This is a genomic window from Micromonospora sp. CPCC 205539 (assembly GCF_036906815.1).
GTDB lineage: Bacteria > Actinomycetota > Actinomycetes > Mycobacteriales > Micromonosporaceae > Micromonospora.
In genome coordinates this window covers 33,259-50,142 of record NZ_JBAKHW010000032.1, presented here as the reverse complement: position 1 = coordinate 50,142, position 16,884 = coordinate 33,259, and the positions used below count along the sequence as shown (strand labels likewise).

At 72.2% G+C, this 16,884-nt stretch carries 19 protein-coding genes; 9 read left to right on the top strand and 10 right to left on the bottom strand.

Annotation, left to right across the window (positions count from 1 at the left end; all coding sequences use genetic code 11):
- Both V6V47_RS24655 and V6V47_RS24650 read left to right on the top strand, forming a co-directional pair.
- Window positions 1–519, top strand: a complete 519-nt coding sequence (locus V6V47_RS24655) for a nucleotidyltransferase domain-containing protein (RefSeq protein WP_334630728.1) — start codon at window positions 1–3, stop codon at window positions 517–519.
- Between the two features lie 82 nt (window positions 520–601).
- Window positions 602–1,567 (top strand): alpha/beta hydrolase family protein, encoded by a 966-nt coding sequence (locus V6V47_RS24650; protein WP_334630727.1) that lies wholly within the window; start codon window positions 602–604, stop codon window positions 1,565–1,567.
- A gap of 11 nt (window positions 1,568–1,578) precedes the next feature.
- Here the strand turns inward: V6V47_RS24650 and V6V47_RS24645 are convergent, their stop codons facing one another.
- The 3 genes from V6V47_RS24645 to V6V47_RS24635 form a co-directional block, all read right to left on the bottom strand.
- A complete protein-coding gene (locus V6V47_RS24645; protein ID WP_334630726.1) occupies window positions 1,579–2,541 on the bottom strand; it encodes a zinc-binding dehydrogenase in 963 nt (320 codons plus the stop codon).
- Between the two features lie 70 nt (window positions 2,542–2,611).
- On the bottom strand, window positions 2,612–3,790 hold the full coding sequence (locus V6V47_RS24640; protein ID WP_334630725.1) for an NAD(P)-dependent malic enzyme: 1,179 nt from the start codon (window positions 3,788–3,790) through the stop codon (window positions 2,612–2,614).
- Window positions 3,791–3,933: 143 nt separating this feature from the next.
- Window positions 3,934–4,308 (bottom strand): S26 family signal peptidase, encoded by a 375-nt coding sequence (locus tag V6V47_RS24635; RefSeq protein ID WP_442934300.1) that lies wholly within the window; start codon window positions 4,306–4,308, stop codon window positions 3,934–3,936.
- 69 nt (window positions 4,309–4,377) lie between these two features.
- On the opposite strand from V6V47_RS24635, the gene sodN reads away from it, so the two are divergent.
- From sodN to V6V47_RS24620, 3 genes are read left to right on the top strand one after another with little or no spacing between them, the layout of a single operon-like run.
- Window positions 4,378–4,782 (top strand): superoxide dismutase, Ni, encoded by a 405-nt coding sequence (gene sodN / locus V6V47_RS24630; RefSeq protein WP_334630723.1) that lies wholly within the window; start codon window positions 4,378–4,380, stop codon window positions 4,780–4,782.
- Window positions 4,779–5,300 (top strand): GNAT family N-acetyltransferase, encoded by a 522-nt coding sequence (locus V6V47_RS24625; RefSeq protein WP_334630722.1) that lies wholly within the window; start codon window positions 4,779–4,781, stop codon window positions 5,298–5,300. Before sodN ends, V6V47_RS24625 begins: the two co-directional genes overlap by 4 nt.
- Before the next feature lie 31 nt (window positions 5,301–5,331).
- Complete coding sequence (locus V6V47_RS24620) at window positions 5,332–5,736, top strand: ATP-binding protein (RefSeq protein WP_334630753.1); 405 nt, start codon at window positions 5,332–5,334, stop codon at window positions 5,734–5,736.
- A 22-nt stretch (window positions 5,737–5,758) separates the two neighbouring features.
- Here V6V47_RS24620 and V6V47_RS24615 read toward each other — a convergent pair whose 3' ends face one another.
- On the bottom strand, window positions 5,759–6,148 hold the full coding sequence (locus V6V47_RS24615; RefSeq protein ID WP_334630721.1) for a hypothetical protein: 390 nt from the start codon (window positions 6,146–6,148) through the stop codon (window positions 5,759–5,761).
- A gap of 43 nt (window positions 6,149–6,191) precedes the next feature.
- Here V6V47_RS24615 and V6V47_RS24610 point away from each other — a divergent pair, with 43 nt between their 5' ends.
- Together V6V47_RS24610 and V6V47_RS24605 are read left to right on the top strand one after the other, a co-directional pair.
- Window positions 6,192–7,142 carry a diacylglycerol/lipid kinase family protein gene (locus tag V6V47_RS24610; RefSeq protein WP_334630720.1) on the top strand — a complete coding sequence of 317 codons (951 nt, stop codon included), beginning with the start codon at window positions 6,192–6,194 and terminating at the stop codon, window positions 7,140–7,142.
- 449 nt (window positions 7,143–7,591) lie between these two features.
- Window positions 7,592–7,849, top strand: a complete 258-nt coding sequence (locus V6V47_RS24605) for a WhiB family transcriptional regulator (protein WP_007072794.1) — start codon at window positions 7,592–7,594, stop codon at window positions 7,847–7,849.
- A 157-nt stretch (window positions 7,850–8,006) separates the two neighbouring features.
- Here V6V47_RS24605 and V6V47_RS24600 read toward each other — a convergent pair whose 3' ends face one another.
- The 5 genes from V6V47_RS24600 to V6V47_RS24580 form a co-directional block, all read right to left on the bottom strand.
- Window positions 8,007–8,819 carry a sirohydrochlorin chelatase gene (locus tag V6V47_RS24600; RefSeq protein WP_442934299.1) on the bottom strand — a complete coding sequence of 271 codons (813 nt, stop codon included), beginning with the start codon at window positions 8,817–8,819 and terminating at the stop codon, window positions 8,007–8,009.
- Window positions 8,801–9,571 carry a phosphoadenylyl-sulfate reductase gene (locus V6V47_RS24595; RefSeq protein ID WP_334630719.1) on the bottom strand — a complete coding sequence of 257 codons (771 nt, stop codon included), beginning with the start codon at window positions 9,569–9,571 and terminating at the stop codon, window positions 8,801–8,803. Before V6V47_RS24595 ends, V6V47_RS24600 begins: the two co-directional genes overlap by 19 nt.
- Entirely contained in the window at window positions 9,568–9,729 is a 162-nt protein-coding gene (locus V6V47_RS24590) for a hypothetical protein (RefSeq protein WP_334630718.1), read from the bottom strand. Before V6V47_RS24590 ends, V6V47_RS24595 begins: the two co-directional genes overlap by 4 nt.
- Complete coding sequence (locus V6V47_RS24585) at window positions 9,726–11,438, bottom strand: nitrite/sulfite reductase (RefSeq protein WP_334630717.1); 1,713 nt, start codon at window positions 11,436–11,438, stop codon at window positions 9,726–9,728. Before V6V47_RS24585 ends, V6V47_RS24590 begins: the two co-directional genes overlap by 4 nt.
- Window positions 11,439–11,733: 295 nt before the next feature.
- A complete protein-coding gene (locus V6V47_RS24580) occupies window positions 11,734–12,645 on the bottom strand; it encodes an ArsR/SmtB family transcription factor (RefSeq protein ID WP_334630716.1) in 912 nt (303 codons plus the stop codon).
- Window positions 12,646–12,707: 62 nt separating this feature from the next.
- On the opposite strand from V6V47_RS24580, the gene V6V47_RS24575 reads away from it, so the two are divergent.
- The gene (locus V6V47_RS24575; protein WP_334630715.1) at window positions 12,708–13,715 is read left to right on the top strand and encodes an aldo/keto reductase family protein; all 1,008 of its coding nucleotides are present in this window, start codon (window positions 12,708–12,710) and stop codon (window positions 13,713–13,715) included.
- Between the two features lie 130 nt (window positions 13,716–13,845).
- On the top strand, window positions 13,846–15,270 hold the full coding sequence (locus V6V47_RS24570) for a glycosyltransferase family 39 protein (protein WP_334630751.1): 1,425 nt from the start codon (window positions 13,846–13,848) through the stop codon (window positions 15,268–15,270).
- Window positions 15,271–15,296: 26 nt separating this feature from the next.
- On the opposite strand, the gene V6V47_RS24565 is transcribed toward V6V47_RS24570, so the two are convergent.
- The gene (locus V6V47_RS24565) at window positions 15,297–16,880 is read right to left on the bottom strand and encodes a histidine kinase N-terminal domain-containing protein (RefSeq protein WP_334630714.1); all 1,584 of its coding nucleotides are present in this window, start codon (window positions 16,878–16,880) and stop codon (window positions 15,297–15,299) included.
- Between the last annotated feature and the right edge of the window lie 4 nt (window positions 16,881–16,884).

Below are 16,884 nucleotides of genomic sequence, written 5' to 3'. Positions count from 1 at the left end.
GTGGACGACCTCGCGCACCGCCAGTTGGCGAGCATCGCCGAGGTGCTCGAGGTCGCCGGGGCGGCCGGAGTGCCGGTGTGGCTACGCGGCGGCTGGGCGATGGACTTCCAACTCGGTGCGGTGACCCGCCCGCACCTCGACGTCGACTGGTACTGCTGGCGCGACGACGCGGACCGGCTGGCCGCCCTGCTGTTGGCCCGGGGCTGGCGCGTCGACCCCCGCATGCCGATGGAGCTTCAGCTCGACCTGTTCGCGGGCGACGTGGAGGTCAGCTTCGCCTACCTGGGTCGCGACGGGGCCGGTCGAGCGACCGTGGGCGCCGGGTCGTGGGCTGGCACCCCGCTGCCGGCCGGGATGCTCGACGCGCCACCCGGCCGGATCGGCTCGCAGACCGCGCCGACGATCTCGGTGGCGGCTCAGATCGAATTCAAGCAGATGTACCCGATCTGGATGCCGGAGCGCCCCCGCCGCCCCAAGGACGCCGACGATCTGGCCCGGCTCCGTGCCGCCGTCGACTGAGCGATCGACGGCGGGTGACCGGGTCGGCACGTCGCGCCGAACTCGGCCGGGCAGGGCCGCGGAACCGGGCACAATCGGATTCATGTCGCGTCGCGTCACCACCGCGCTGCTGGTCAGCGCCCTGCTCATGGCCGGTCTGGTCGGCTGCTCCGGTGAAGCCGAGCCGACCGGGGGCCGGCCGGCACCGGTCGAGCCACAACCCGCCGCCACGCCGACTCCGCGCGTACCCGCCGGCAAGGCCCCCGAGCGCGGCTTCGCCGTCGGCGTACGCCAGCTGAAGCTGGACCGGGACGGCCGCGCCCTGCCGGTGACGCTGTGGTACCCGGCGACCGGGAAGTCCGGCGGCACGGCGAAGCGGTCGGCGACGGCGGCCAGCGGCCGGTTTCCCGTGGTGATGTTCAGCCACGGCCTGGGTGGGCGGCCGGACGACTACGCCACGCTGCTGACCCGGTGGGCGGCGGCGGGCTTCGTGGTGGCCGCGCCGACGTTCCCGCACACCTCCCGGGGCGGCGACGGCAATGTCCTCGACGTGCTCAACCAGCCGGCCGACGTGTCGTACGCGCTGACCGAGGTGCTGGCGCTGGACGGCAGGAATGGCGATGCGCTGCGCGGTCGGCTGGCCGCCGACCGGGTAGCCGCCGCGGGGCACTCGGCCGGCGGGGTGACCACCATCGGGCTGTTCACCGTCGGCCGGGACGAACGACTCGACGCCGGCGTGGTGTTCGCCGGCACCGCGCTCGGCGTGGGCACCGCCTTCGCCGGTGCGGCCGCGCCGCAACTGTTCGTGCACGGCGAGTTGGACGAGGTGGTCGACTACGCGGCGGGCAGGGCCGCGTACGACAAGGTGCCCTGGCCCAAGGCGATGCTGAGCCTGCCGAAGGGTGACCACGGACGGGCGCTGCTCAGCGACGGCGCGGCCCTGCGGGTGGTCTCGGACACCTCGGTCGAGTTCCTCCGCTGGTCGCTCTACGGCGACGCGGCCGCCAAGCGCCGCATCCCCACCGACGCCACGCGCGGCGACATCGCCACCTTCGACGACCACCTCTGACCGCCTCGGTGTCAGGCGGTGTGGTCGATGACCACCTTGCCGAAGGTGTCACCGGACTGCAGGCGGGCGAACGCGTCCTCGACCCGGCTGAACGGGACCACGCTGTCCACCACCGGCCGCACGCCGCGATCGGCGCAGAACGCGAGCAGCTCGTACAGCTCGCCGGGGGTGCCCATCGAGGTGCCCAGGATCTCCAGCTGCATGGCGAAGACCCGGCGGAGGTTGACCGACGGCTCGTGCCCCGCGGTAGCGCCGGAGACCACGATCCGGGCCATCGGCGCGGCCGACTTCAGCGAGTGGTCGAAGGTGGCCGCGCCGACCGTCTCGATCACCACGTCGACCCGCTCCGGCAGCCGGGCGCCCGGTTCCACGGCGGTGGCGCCGAGCGCGGCGATCCGGTCCCGCTTGCCGGCGTCGCGGCTGGTCGCGTACACCCGCTTGCCCATCGCGACGGCGAGCGCGACGGCCGCGGTGGCCACGCCCCCGCCAGCGCCCTGCACCAGCACGGTGTCCGCGTCCTCCACCCGACCCTTGGTGGTCAGCATCCGCCACGCGGTCAGCCAGGCCGTGGGCAGGCAGGCCGCGTCGGTCGCCGTCAGCTGCTCGGGCAGTGGGATCAGGTTCGACCGGGGTACGGCGACCCGCTCGGCGAGCGTGCCGGCGAAGTGCTCGGAGAGGATGGAGACCCCGCGCGGGTCACCCGGGGTGACCACCACGGGGTAGACGACCACCGTGTTGCCTTCCGGGTCCACGCCGACCGCGTCGCAGCCGAGGATCATCGGCAGTTGCGCCTCGGTGAGCCCCACCCCGCGCAGCGACCAGAGGTCATGGTGGTTGAGCGAGGTGGCCCGCAGCTGCACGGTCACCCAGTCGTCGGCCGGGTGGGTCGGCTCGGGCTGGTCACCGACGGTGAGCGCGGCGAGCGGATCGGCGTCGTCGAAGCGGGAGACAAAGGCAGCACGCATGATCGGCACGGTAACAAGCTGAGCGCGCGTTAAGAAGGGCCCGGCCCGGGCAACGCCGGGTCGGGCCCTCGCGTGCGGCTCAGGCGCGGGCGACGCCGTCGCGGCGCGCTGCCTCGGCGACCGCCTCGGCCACCGCCGGGGCGACCCGCGGGTCCAGCGGCGACGGGACGATCGCCTCGGCGGTCAACGACTCAGCCACCACGCCGGCGATGGCGTCTGCCGCGGCGACCTTCATGCCCTCGGTGATCCGGGTGGCCCGGGCGTCCAGCGCGCCGCGGAAAACCCCGGGGAAGGCCAGCACGTTGTTGATCTGGTTGGGGTAGTCACTGCGCCCGGTGGCGACCACCGCGACGTGTCGCGCGGCCACCTCGGGGTGCACCTCCGGGGTGGGGTTGGCCAGCGCGAACACGATCCCGCCGGGTGCCATGCCGGCGACCGCGGCCTCCGGGATCTGCCCGCCGGAGACCCCGATCAGCACGTCCGCGCCGCGCAGCGCCTCGGTGATGTCACCGTGGCGACCGTCGGCGTTCGTCGTGGCCGCCAGCTCGGCCTTGGTGCCGGTCAGCTCGGTGCGGTGCCGCCCGATGATCCCCTTGGAGTCGCAGACCACCACCTGATCGGGGTTGACGCCCCCGGCGACCAGCATCTTCGTCACGGCCACCCCGGCCGCGCCGGCGCCGCTGACCGTGACCCGCAGGTCACCGAGCTTGCGGTTGAGCAGCGCGGCGGCGTTGCGCAGCGCTGCGAGCACCACGATCGCGGTGCCGTGCTGGTCGTCGTGGAAGACCGGGATGTCCAGCGCCTCGTCGAGCCGGCGCTCCACCTCGAAACAGCGCGGTGCGCTGATGTCCTCCAGGTTGATGCCGCCGAACGAGGGGGACAGCGCCCGCACCACCGCGACGATCTCGTCCACGTCCTGCGTGTCGAGGCAGATCGGCACGGCGTCCACTCCGGCGAACTGCTTGAACAGCACCGCCTTGCCCTCCATCACCGGCAGCGCGGCACGCGGGCCGATGTTGCCGAGCCCGAGCACCGCCGAACCGTCGGTGACCACCGCGACGGCGTGCGACGTCCAGGTGTAGTCGTCGGCCAGGTCGGGGTCGGCGGCGATCGCCTCACACACCCGGGCAACCCCCGGGGTGTACGCGAGGGACAGGTCTTCCCGGCTGGTCAGCGGCACCGTCGAGGTGACGGCCATCTTGCCGCCCCGGTGCAGTTGGAAGACGGGATCAGCGGGGTCCACGGTGGACGAAGGCATGGTGGTGACTCCAGGATCTGTCGAGCAGACGGGGCGGCTCGCTCGGCCGCGAGGTGGGCGGCGAGCGGTGGCACGCGGTGCGGGGGGTCACCCGGGCACTTTCCGAGCATAGTGTCGACACTGCCCCTCGGATGTGAGCAGGGTCATAACGCTCGGCGTGGGACCAGTCCGGGGCGGGGCCAGTAGCGGGCCACCACTCTCCCCCGCACGTCGGCCACCCCGTATGCCCGGGAGTCGTCGGTGACGAGCTCGTTGTCCCCGCGTAGCCACCAGCCACCGTCCTGCTGCCGGACCGCCCGTTTCACCACCAGCAGATCCGGACGGGTCCGGAAGACCGCCACCACCACGTCACCGGGACGGATGGGGCGACCGGCCGGGCGGACCAGCACCGCGTCGCCGTGTCGCAGCGTCGGTGCCATGGAGGGTCCGGTGACCAGGACGGGGGTCAGCGGCCCCCGCAGCCGGGGCGCCCCCGCCGGGTGACCTGACCGATCAGGCCGCACTGGTTTCACCTCCACCCCGTTCGGGGAGCACTCCCAGGAGTAATGTCGCCTTTGATCATCGCAAACATCCTCTGGAGGATCCCGATGCGACTTCCGCGCATCCTTGCGCCCCGCGTCACCGCGAGCGCTCACTGCGACCTGCCGTGCGGTGTCTACGATCCGGCTCAGGCCCGGATCGAGGCCGAGTCGGTCAAAATGATCTGCGAGAAGTACCAGGCGAACACCGACCCGGAGTTCCGCACCCGCGCGATCATCATCAAGGAGCAGCGCGCCGAGCTGGTCAAGCACCACCTCTGGGTGCTCTGGACCGACTACTTCAAGGCCCCGCACTTCGAGAAGTACCCGAACCTGCACACGCTGTTCAACGAGGCCACCAAGCTCGCCGGCGCCGGTGGCGTCAAGGGCAGCCTCGACCCGGCCACCGCCGACAAGCTCCTCGCGAAGATCGACGAGATCTCGAAGATCTTCTGGGAGACCAAGAAGGCGTGACCTCTCCGGTCATCCCGACGATCCGGCCGGCACGTCCCGAGGACGTGCCGGCCGTCGTCGCCATGGTGCACGAGCTGGCGGAGTACGAGCGTGCCCCCGACCAGTGCCATCTCACCGCCGAGCAGTTGACCTCAGCCCTTTTTGGGACCGCTCCGGCGCTCTACGGGCACGTCGCGGTCGACGAGCGCGACGAGCCGATCGGCTTCGCGCTGTGGTTCCTCAACTTCTCCACCTGGGCCGGTGTGCACGGCATCTATCTGGAGGATCTCTACGTCCGGCCGGCGGCCCGGGGCACCGGTGCGGGGCGGCTGCTGCTCGCCACCCTGGCCGACATCTGCGTACGACGCGGCTACCAGCGGCTCGAGTGGTGGATGATCGACTGGAATCCGGCGGCGGGGTTCTACGCGTCCATCGGCGCCGAGCCGATGAGCGAATGGGTCCCGTACCGGCTCAGTGGCGACGCGCTGCGCGACCTGGCCGGCACGGCGCTGCCGGCCGGCACGCGTCCGGTCGACTGACCGGGTAGAGTCCCCGACCGGGGGGATGAGTGTGACTCAACTGACCGGCCAGCCAACGACCGACGACGACGTGGTGCACCTCACGGTGCCCGCCGACGGCGGCTACCTCGGCGTGCTCCGCACCGCCACCGCCGGTCTCGCGGCCCGGTTGCAGTTCGCACTCGACGAGATCGAGGATCTGCGGATCGCGGTCGACGAGGCGTGCGCCATGCTGCTCGCCATCGCCACCCGCGACGCCGAGTTGGAGTGCCGCTTCTCGGTCACCGAGGACGCGCTGACCGTCCAGGTGACCGTGCCGACGGTGCGCGGCGCCACGCTGCCCGCCGAGGCGTCCTTCGCCTGGAAGGTGCTCACCGCACTGACCACGGGCGCCACCGCCACGGCCGCCGACGGCCGGGCGACGATCTCGTTGCTCACCCGCCGCTCCGGCTACTGACCGACCCGGGCGACGCGCGAGGTCACTCGAAGCCGAGGGCCCGCGTCGTCGGAGGGCTGACCAGCAGCCAGCCGACGCCCAGGCCGAGCGCGATCAGCGGCACACCCAGCCAGCCCAACCCACCCTGGATCATGAACCACCCGATCGGCAGCAGCATCAGCTGGAGCACGATCGCGGGGGCGCGCGCCCCCGCCCGGCGGCGCAGCAGCGCGCGGCCCAACGCCCAGAGCGCGACCGCAGCCCCGCCGGCGAACGCGGTCACCAGCAACGCCGACGGCAGGTCGGTGGTGGTCGCGGTGAGGTCGGCCCAGACCAGCCAGGCGGCGATCAGCCCGACGGCGACCGCCTCCGCCCACAGCAGCCGGACCGCCCAGCGGAGCGTGACGGGAATCGGGTCCGAGTCGATGGTCACGCGCGCCACGATACCCGGGCTACCGGGAGGTACAGTGCCGCCCATGCGGGCCGTCCTGGTGGTCAATCCGAAGGCCACCACCACCAGCGAACGCAGCCGGGACGTGCTTGTCCGGGCGCTGCGCAGCGAAGTCGACCTCAGCGTGCGCTACACCCGCCGACGGGGGCACGCGATGGGGCTGGCCCGGGAGGCCGCCGAGGAAGGGGTCGACCTGGTCGTCACCCTGGGTGGCGACGGCACGGTGAACGAGGTGGTGAACGGCCTGATGACGGCCGAGCCGCCGAGAGGGCCCGAGGGGGCCACGTCGGCCGAGCGGCTGCCCGCACTGGCCACCGTCCCGGGCGGGTCGACCAACGTGTTCGCCCGCGCGCTGGGCCTGCCTCGGGAGTGGCCGGAGGCGACCAGCATGATCCTGGAGGGGCTGCGTCTAGGGCGGCACCGAACGGTCGGGCTGGGCCGCGCGGACGACCGGTACTTCACCTTCTGCGCCGGGTTCGGGCTGGACGCCGCGGTGATCCATCGGGTGGAGCAGGCCCGCCGACGGGGGCGCGTCTCCACTCCGTCGCTCTATCTGCGCGCGATCATGAATCAGTACTTCCTCGCCTCGGACCGACGGCATCCGGCGATCATTCTGGAGCGTCCGGGCGAGCCGGCGGAGAGCGAGTTGGCCACCGTCATCATCCAGAACACCGCGCCGTGGACGTACCTGGGCGATCGGGAGATCAACCCGAATCCGAGCGCGTCGTTCGACCTCGGGCTGGACGTGCTGGCCTTGCGTCAGCTCCGGGTGGCTAGCACAACACGGACGGTGACCCAGTTCCTGTCCCGTCGTCCGGATCCGCACGGCAAACAGGTGTTACGACTCCATGACACTGCGGAGTTCACGCTGGTCTCCAGCCGTCCGCAGGCGTTCCAGCTCGACGGCGACTATCTTGGCGAGCGGGAAAAAGTAAGATTCGCATCCGTTCCCGCCGCACTGAGAGTAATCTGCTAGGTCTCGGGTACTGCCCTAGGTCGACGCGGCCGCCACACCACATCGGCGCGGTCGCCGCCACACCGAGGGGCAGGTGCCTGAAATGTCAGCAATGTCACGCGGACTGTACTATATTGATCCTCGACTGTGGCACGGCGGGTAACCAGGAAGGCACTGAAACCCGGACAAATGGGTTGTGGGCTTGCTCACCGCCCGGAGTTTTTCCGAGCGTCACCCTTGACATCGCGAATGTTCGTGAAAGTATTCACAAGCGAACTTGAGTTACCGGGACATTGCCTGGATATGCTCGATAGGTTGAGTTGTTCCAGCAGGTCCACGGGGTTAAGTGCCTGCTCACGCACTGCCGAATAGACGGACGCAAACCGTCACCATCGGCACTGCTGATGCATATAGGTAAAGCACTACAAGCAATAAATTGCCACCCATCCAGAATGAGGAGTGTTGCCGCCATGGACTGGCGTCACCATGCTGTCTGCCGCGACGAGGACCCGGAGCTGTTCTTCCCCATCGGGACGTCCGGCCCCGCTCTGCTGCAGGTCGAGCAGGCCAAGGCCGTCTGCAGGCGCTGCTCCGTGACCGACCAGTGCCTGCAGTGGGCACTCGAGTCGGGTCAGGACGCCGGCGTCTGGGGCGGGATGAGCGAGGAGGAGCGGCGCGCTGTCAAGCGGCGCGGCGGCCTCCGGGTGCTGCGCGCTCACTCCGCCTGATCCCACGACACAGCTGTACGCCCCGGCAGGTTCGCCTGCCGGGGCGTTCCGCTGTCCGGCACCGATCCGGGCCACACCTGTCCACCACCCCGAACGCACACGGCACCGGGATACCCACTACTCGGTGCTCTGTGCATCCGTGGTCGGGCGACCTCGGTCACACCGCCAGCGCCACCAGGGGCCGAGCGGACCGGTCGTCGACCCGGCGCAGCACCAGGTCGGCCAGCTCCGGGGCGTCGGTCAACGGGGCGGCCACCGCCACCGCGCCGGCCGCCCGAGCCGCCTCCGTCACCGCGTCGTGAAACAGGCCGGGAGCCAGGAAGTACGCCGACACCGCGACCCGACGGGCGCCAGCCGCACGTAGCCGGGACACCGCGAGACCCGTCGACGGCGGGGCCGCCGAGGCGTACGACACCCGGCAGGGCACCCCGAACTCCGCGCCGAGCGCCTCCGCAACCCGACCCACCGAGCCGCGCGCCCGGGCGTCCCGGGTGCCGGCCGCAGCCAGCACCAGCGCGTCGAAGCGGCCCGGAGTCGCCTCACCGAGCCGCCGCCGCAGCCCCGCCAGCAGAGCCGGGTCCACCGTTCCGTTCGCCGGGCCGAGCACGTCGGTCACCCGTACCGCCAGCGAGGACCCGGCGTGCGCCGCGGCCGCGACGGCCGCCGGAATGTCCACCCGGTGGTGGTACGCGGCGGTCAGCAGCAGCGGCACCAGAACCGCACGGTCATGACCGGCCGCGGCCAGCGCGCGCAGCACCTCGGTCGGGCCCGGCTCGGTGTGGTCCAGCCAACTCGCGTACACCGGGGTGCCGGGCCGCGCCGCCGAAACGGCACGGGCCAGCGCCCGGGTGGCCTCGGCCCCACGCGGATCACGACTGCCGTGCGCGACCAGCAGCACCGGATCCGCCCCACCGGCCGCACCGGGCCCGGTCGAGGTCGGCGTCGGGGAGGTCAGGCGTGCAGTCCGCACTCGGTCTTCTCGAACATGGCCCACCGGCCGGCCCGCGCGTCCTCGCCGGCCTTGGTCCGACGGGTGCACGGCCAGCAGCCGATCGAGCCGTACCCCTGCTTGAACAGCTCGTTTACCGGCACGTTCCAGCGGGCGATGTAGGCGTCCACGTCGCCCTGCGACCAGGCCGCGATCGGGTTGACCTTGACCTTTGCGCGCCTCGGGTCGAAGGTCACCACCGGCGTGTTGGCCCGCGTCGGCGACTCGTCCCGGCGCAGGCCGGCCGCCCAGGCGTCGTACCCGGTCAGCGCCCGTTCCAGCGGCTCCACCTTGCGCAGCTGGCAGCAGTCGTCCGGCGACTTGTTGAACAGCCGCGGGCCGTACTGGCCGTCCTGCTGACCGACGGTGAGCCGGGGCCGGATCGACCGGACGTTCACGGGGAGCGTCCGGGCCACCTCGTCGCGGACCCGGAGCGTCTCGGGGAAGTGCAGGCCGGTGTCGAGGAAGACGACGTCCACCCCCGGGGCCACCCGGGACACCAGGTGGGCCAGCACGGCGTCGGCCATCGAGCTGGTGACGCAGAACCGGTCGCCGAAGGTCTGCGCCGCCCAACGGGCGATCTCCAGCGCCGGCGCACCCTCCAGCTCCCGGGCAGCCTGCTCGGCCAGCGCCCGCAGCTCGTCGGGGCCGCGTCGGGTCGGGTCGATCGGCGTCGGACCACCCGGGCCGACCAGGCCCAGGCCCGCGGCGGAGACCAGCCTCCCCGCGCTCACCTGGTCACCGCGCTGCTGAGCAGCCCGGTGAACTTCACCGAGAAGACCCGGGCGCAGGCGTGGCACTCCCAGGCGCCGTGCCCCGCCTCGTGCGGCCGCAGATCCTCCTCGCCGCAGTACGGGCAGTACAGAGGTGCCGCTCGGTTCTCGCTGCTCATCGCAGGGCCTCCTCGTCGACTCTGATCACCCAGTTGGCGAACGTCTCGCCCTCGCTCCGACCAGCCAGGTAGCGGCGGGCGAGCCGTTCCACGTACTCCGGAAGCTCGTCGGCGGTGGTCTTCAGGCCGCGCAGCTTGCGCCCGAAGCCGGCGGTCTGCCCCTGCGCCATGCCGAGCCCACCGCCCAGGTGCACCTGGAAGCCCTCCACGTGCCGGCCGTCCGGACCGACCACCAGCTGACCCTTGAGCCCGATGTCGGCGACCTGCGTGCGCGCGCAGGCGTTCGGGCAGCCGTTGATGTGGATCGAGATGTCCGCGTCGAAGTCGCGCAGCCGCTGCTCCAGCCGGGCCACCAGCTCCTCGCCGCGCGCCTTCGTCTCGACGATGGCCAGCTTGCAGTACTCGATACCGGTGCACGCCATCGTGCCGCGCCGCCAGGCCGACGGCCGGGCCTCCAGACCGATCCCGCGCAGCGCGTCGACCAGCGACTCGGTGCGCTCCACCGGCACGTCGAGCACCAGCAGCTTCTGGTACGGGGTGAGCCGCACCCGGTCGCTGCCGTGCGCCTCGACCACGTCCGCCAACTGGGCGAGCTGCCCGCCGGACACCCGCCCCACGACCGGGGCGGCACCCACGTACCGCCGGCCGTCCGCCTGCTCGTGCACGCCCACGTGGTCGACCGGCTTCGCCGGCAGGTCCGGTGCCGGCCCGTCGAGCAGCGTGCGGCCGAGGTAGTCCTTCTCCAGGACCTCGCGGAAGCGCTCCACACCCCAGTCCGCCACCAGGAACTTCAGCCGGGCCCGGTTGCGTAGCCGCCGGTAGCCGTAGTCGCGGAAGATCCCGACCACGCCGGCCCACACGTCCGGGATCTCGGCCATCGGCACCCAGACGCCCAGCCGCTGGGCGAGCATCGGGTTGGTGGAGAGACCGCCACCGACCCAGACGTCGAAGCCGGGGCCGTGCTCGGGGTGGTCGACGCCGAGGAAGGCGATGTCGTTCGACTGGTACGGGGTGTCCACCAGCCAGGAGATCGACGTCTTGAACTTGCGGGGCAGGTTGGAGAACTGCTTGTCGCCGACGTACCGGGCGACGATCTCGTCGATCGCCGGAGTCGGATCGAGCAGCTCGTCGCGGGCCACCCCGGCGACCGGGCTGCCCAGCACGATCCGGGGGCAGTCGCCGCACGCCTCGGTGGTCTGCAGGCCGACCGACTCCAGTCGGCGCCAGATCTCCGGCATGTCCTCGACCCGGATCCAGTGGAACTGGATGTTCTGCCGGTCGGTGATGTCGGCGGTGTCCCGAGCGAACTCCCGGGAGATGTCCGCGATCACCCGCAACTGGGCCAGGCTGAGCTGGCCACCGTCGACGCGGACCCGCAGCATGAAGAACTCGTCCTCCAGCTCGTGCGGCTCCAGCACAGCGGTACGCCCGCCGTCGATGCCCGCCTTGCGCTGGGTGTAGAGGCCCCACCAGCGGAACCGGCCACGCAGGTCCTGCGGGTCGATGGAGGCGAAACCGCGGTGCGCGTAGATGGTCTCGATCCGGGCCCGGACGTTGAGCGGATCGTCGTCCTTCTTCGTCCGCTCGTTGGGGTTGAGCGGCTCGCGGTGGCCGAGCGCCCACTGACCCTCACCCCGTGGCCGGCGCGGTGCCCGAGCCGGGCGAGACGTCGGATCCTCGGACCGGGCCGGGATGCTGCTGACCGCCATCGCGGCGTCCTCCGTTGTTCGCAGTGCCTCGGAACGGGCGCGGGGCGCGGCGGTCGGCCCGTCGAGTGCGGGCAGGACAACGGTGTCTTCAGACAGCCGGCGCGGAGCGCGCCCGAGACAGATGGGTCGGGCGTCGTCAGTGGGCCGGACAGATCGCGCTGCGCACGCGGCCGTAATCGACGTGGCGACGTGCCACGAAGCGGCGGACGACAGCGGCGGTCATGGGCCCCATGCTGCCACACCCCATGGGGGCCGGCCAATGTACTCGTGCCGGATCCCACATCACGGGCCCGGGCTAACCGACCAGCTGGTCACCGAGAACAGTTCGGGCATAGCGGACCAGCCGCCCCTGGCGGACACCAGCGATCAGCCCGTTGTCGCGCAGCGTCGTGAGGTGGTGCGACGCGGTCGCCGGAGCGAGGCCCAGCCTCGCGGCCAGCTCACCGGTGCTCAGCGGCGTATCGAGCAGGGACAACGCCGCCGCCCGCGTGCTGCCGAGCAGTGTGCCCAGCGCGGCGCTGGGCGCCGGTGACTCCCACAGCCCACCCAGTCCCCCGGGCGGATAACAGAGAGCCGGCCCGGCGTCACCTTCCATGATCGCGTGCACCGTCGGCCCCGAGAAGGAGGTGGGCAGCAGCGTCCACGGGCGTCCGTCCGGAGCAGCCGGCCGGGTCGCGCCGACGGCGACATACAGCGCCGTGCCGTCCCAGCGGATCGACGGATGCAGCTCACTGAGCAGGGTGCGGCCGCCCTGTTCGGCGGCGAGGAGGGTCCGCCGCCGAATGTCGGCCAGCGCGAGAGCCCGCAGCCGGGGCCAGTCCGGCGCGATCAGCAGCGTGAAGTACCGACGGAGTTGCGCCACCAGCTCGTCCGGAGTCAGCCAGGGTGCGTCGGCCCGGTCCAGTTGCCGCCGCACCCGGGTCGGGTCGGTGCCGGCGACCGCCCTCAACTCGGCCGCCAGGTTCGGTGCCACCCCGATCGGGGTGAGGAAATCCGGCACGTATCCGTTGGACGACCTGAGCACCGCCATCAGCGGCTCGAGGCCGGCACCCGGCAACAGCCGCTCGGCGCGTACCCGCCACGGACGGTGCATCCAGTACTTCTCCGGCTTCCGCAGCGCCCAGGAGCTGGCCACCAACTCGGCCAACGGCGAGTGCACGAACCGGACCCGGCTCAGGTCGTCTGGCGTGAACTGAACGTCGATCACCAACGGATTCGACCACGTTCGAACGGTTCGGCGACAGCGCCCGACGGCCTCAGGATCCGCACATGGAATACAGGCAACTGGGCCGGTCGGGGCTGCGCGTGAGCGCGGTGGCGTACGGCAACTGGGTCACCCACGGCAGCCAGCTCGACGACGACGCGGCGGCGGCCTGCGTCGCCGCCGCCCTGGACGCGGGCATCACCACCTTCGACACCGCCGACCGGTACGCCCAGGGGCGGGCGGAGGAGGCGCTGGGCAAGGCGCTGCGCGGCGTCCGGCGCAGCTCGATCGAGCTGTGCACCAAGGTCTACCTACCGGTCGGACCGGGCGCGAACGACTCGGGGTTGTCCCGGAAACACATCACCGAGGGCTGTCACGCCTCGCTGAGCCGGCTCGGCACCGACTACATCGACCTCTACCAGGCGCACCGGTACGACGACACCGTGCCGCTGGAGGAGACGATGACCGCCTTCGCCGACCTGGTACGCCAGGGCAAGGTGCTCTACGTCGGCGCCTCCGAGTGGACAGCCCCGCAGCTACGCGCCGGCCAGCGGCTCGCCGCCGACCTGCACATACCGTTCATCGCCAACCAACCGCAGTACTCGATGCTGTGGCGGGTGGTCGAGGCCGAGGTGCTGCCGGTCAGCGCCGAGCTCGGTCTGGGTCAGCTCGCCTGGGCACCGCTGGCCATGGGCGTGTTGACCGGCAAGTACGAGCCCGGCCAGCGTCCCCCGGCCGGCTCCCGGGCGACCGACGGCTTCGGCGGGTCGTTCATCGCCCGCTACTCCTCCGACCTGCTGCTCTCCCGGGTACGCCAACTCCGGCCGATCGCCGAGTCCGCCGGCTGCACGATGGCCCAGCTCGCGGTCGCCTGGGTGTTGCACCGATCGACCGTGGCGAGCGCGATCGTCGGCGCCTCCCGCCCCGAGCAGCTCGCCGAGACGGCGGCGGCCGCGACCGTTCAGCTCGACGACGACCTGATGGCGCAGATCGACGCCGTACTCGACGAACTCGTCGAGCGTGATCCGGCAAAGACCGCCCGCCCGAACGACGTGATGCCCGCCTGGCGCTGACCACCTGCCACGCGGCTCGTCCCACCTGCCACGCGGCTCGACCTCGACCGGACGAGCCGTGTGGCAGGCTCGAACCGTGGACGCATTGTCCGGAAAGCGGCAAAGGTCAACCGAGGCGACGTGGGGCCGCCTGCGCCGCATCCCGGTCTGGCTCCCTCCGGCGCTGCTGACCCTGGCGGTCACCGGGACCGGGCTGGGCTCGGCACAGCTGTGGCGCGACGAGTTGGCCACCTGGAGCGCGGCCACCCGTTCGCCCGGCGATCTGGCTCGGCTGGCCGGCACCATCGACGCCGCAACCGGCCCGTACTACCTGCTGATGCACTGCTGGCTCGCGCTCGTCGGCGACTCCACGGTGGCGCTGCGCGCGCCAGCGGCGCTGGCGATGGCCGTCGCGGCCGGGCTGCTCACGATGCTCGGCGCCCGCGTGGTCGACAGCCGGACCGGCCTGTACGCGGGCCTGCTCTTCGCGGTGCTCCCCGGCACCTCCCGCTACGGCCAGGAGGCCCGCCCGTACGCCCTGGCCACCATGTTCGCGGTGCTCGCCACCCTGCTGCTGGTGGCGGCACTGGACCGTCCGAGCTGGCCCCGCTGGGCCGGGTACGCGGCCGCCGTCGCCGCACTTGGACTCACCCACCTGATCGCCCTCACCCTGCTCACCGCCCACGCACTGGTCGTGCTGATCGCCTGGTGGCGCGGAGGTCGGCCGGGTCGGCTGGTGTGGCGGTGGTTGGTGGCGCTGCTCCCGACGGTGCTGCTGGTCGGGCCACTGCTGCTCCAGGCCAGGGCACAACGCTCCCGACAGTTGGACTGGGTCGACCTCGCCCGGCTGGATGACCTGACCGGGCTGCCCGGCGGGGTGGCCCAGAGCAGCGTGGCCGGTGGCCTGCTGGTCGGCCTCGCCGCGCTCGGCGCGGCCCGGATCGGGCAGCGCGCCCTGCTGCCCGGATGCGCGGTGCTGCTGCCCGTACTGCTGCTCTTCGCCGTTGGCATGGCCGTACCGCTCTGGGTTCCCCGCTACCTGGTCTTCGTGGTGCCGTTCGCCTGTCTGTTGGCCGGTGCGGCGCTGTCCAGCGTGGCCGCGCCGGCCGCGCTCGCCGTGGTGCTCCTGGCCGGGCTGCTCGGCCTACCCGACCAGGCCGCGCTGCGGCGCACCCACGAGTGGCCACGTAGCGCCCGGGTGGACTACACGGGTGCCGCCCGGGTGATCGCTGACGGGCAGCGGCCCGGAGACGCGATCGTGTACTCGCCCCGGCGGAGCTGGCTCTTCCTCGATCTCGGCATCGAGTACCACCTCGGTGAACCGCCAAGGGACGTGCTGGTCACCGAGGACGAGGCCCGCCGGGGCGACCTGTGGGCCGCGGAGTGCCCCCGACCGGCGCAGTGCCTGGCCGGCACTCCCCGGGTGTGGCTGGTCGTGGCCGGACGGCACGCCGACCCGCTGGCCACCGTGCCAAGCGCCAAGGGCGACGCACTCCGCTCGGACTTCACCGTCGAACGGGTCTGGCCACGCCCCGGCCTGACCGTCGCCCTGCTCTCCCGGCGTCCCGCCCGCTGACCCGACCGTCGACAGCGGCGCGGCCGTCAGATGGTGGAGCGGTTGTCGGGTGTACGGGCCAGCGGCACGACCAGTACCGCCTCGGTGCCGCCGCTCGCACCCTGACGCAGCTCGATGGTGCCGCGCAGTTCGCCGGTGACCAGCGCCCGCACGATCTGCAGCCCGAGCTTGCTACCGCGCTCGGCGTCGAACCCGGGCGGCAGCCCGCGCCCGTTGTCGGTCACCGACACGTGCAGCGTCTTGCGGAAGCGGTGCGCCGAGACCACCACCTCCGGCCGCCCCGCATCGGCCCCGGACGCGACGACGGGCGCGGGAAGAGCGCCGGGCGCGCTCGGTGCATCCGTCTCGTCAGCCGGCGGGAAGCCGTGCTCGACGGCATTGAGCAGCAGCTCGTTGAGGACCATCACCAGCGAGGTGGCGATCTCCGCCGGCAGCACGCCGAAGCTGCCCCGCCGACGCATGCCGACGCTCACCTCGGTCGCCGCGACCTCGGTCGCCGCGCTGGCCACCCGGTCGACGATGCCGTCGAACTCGACCGCCTCGTCGCTGGACATGGAGAGCGTCTCGTGCACCAGGGCGATCGAGGCGACCCGGCGGACCGACTCCTCCAGGGCGACCCGGGCCTCCGGCATGGCCACCCGGCGGGCCTGCAGACGCAGCAGCGCGGCCACCGTCTGGAGGTTGTTCTTCACCCGGTGGTGGATCTCCCGGATGGTGGCGTCCTTGGTGATCAGCGCCCGGTCCCGGCGGCGTACCTCGGTGATGTCCCGCACCAGCACCAGCGCGCCGATCGGCACCCCGGCGGGCATCAGCGGCAACGCCCGGGTGAGCATCGTGGCACCGCGCGCGTCGATCTCCCGCCGGGGCGGCGCCTCGCCGCGCAGCGCGGCCAGGATCCCGTTCGCGGCCTCGGTGCCGTCCAGCGGGTCGCCGGCCAACCGACGGTGCAGCGCGGCCAGGTCCTCCCCCACGAGGTGGGAGGCGTAGCCCAGCCGGCGGTACGCCGACTGCGCGTTCGGGCTGGCGTAGGTGACCTTGCCGCCAGCGTCCAGCCGGACCAGGCCGTCCCCGACACGGGGCGCCGACGTGGTCTCACCCGGGTGACGGGGTGGCGGGAAGGTGCCGTCCGCGATCATCTGGGCCAGGTCGTCGGCCGTGGTCAGGTAGTTCAGCTCCAGCTGGCTGGGGGTACGCGCGGTGGAGAGGTTGGTGTCCCGGCCGACCACGGCGACCACCTCGCCCGCCTCCCCCTCGGCGGTACGCAGCCGGACCGGGATCGCCTCGTGTCGGGCCGGCACGTCGCCGTACCAGACCGGGTCGCCCTCCCGCCAGATCCGCCCCTGGGAGTAGGCCACTGCGAGGTGGGCCACCTCCGGCCCGCCGACGATCCGTCCCACCTGGTCGTCCTGGTACGCGGTGGGCGCGGTCGTCGGGCGGACCTGGGCGACGCAGAGGAACGTGCCGTCGGCGTCGACCGGCACCCAGAGCAGCAGGTCGGCGAAGGACAGGTCGGAGAGGAGTTGCCAGTCGCCGGCGATCCGGTGCAGGTGGTCGATGTCGGCCGGACGGAGATGGGTGTGCTCCTCGGCAAGGTCGCGCAGCGTGGACACGGTG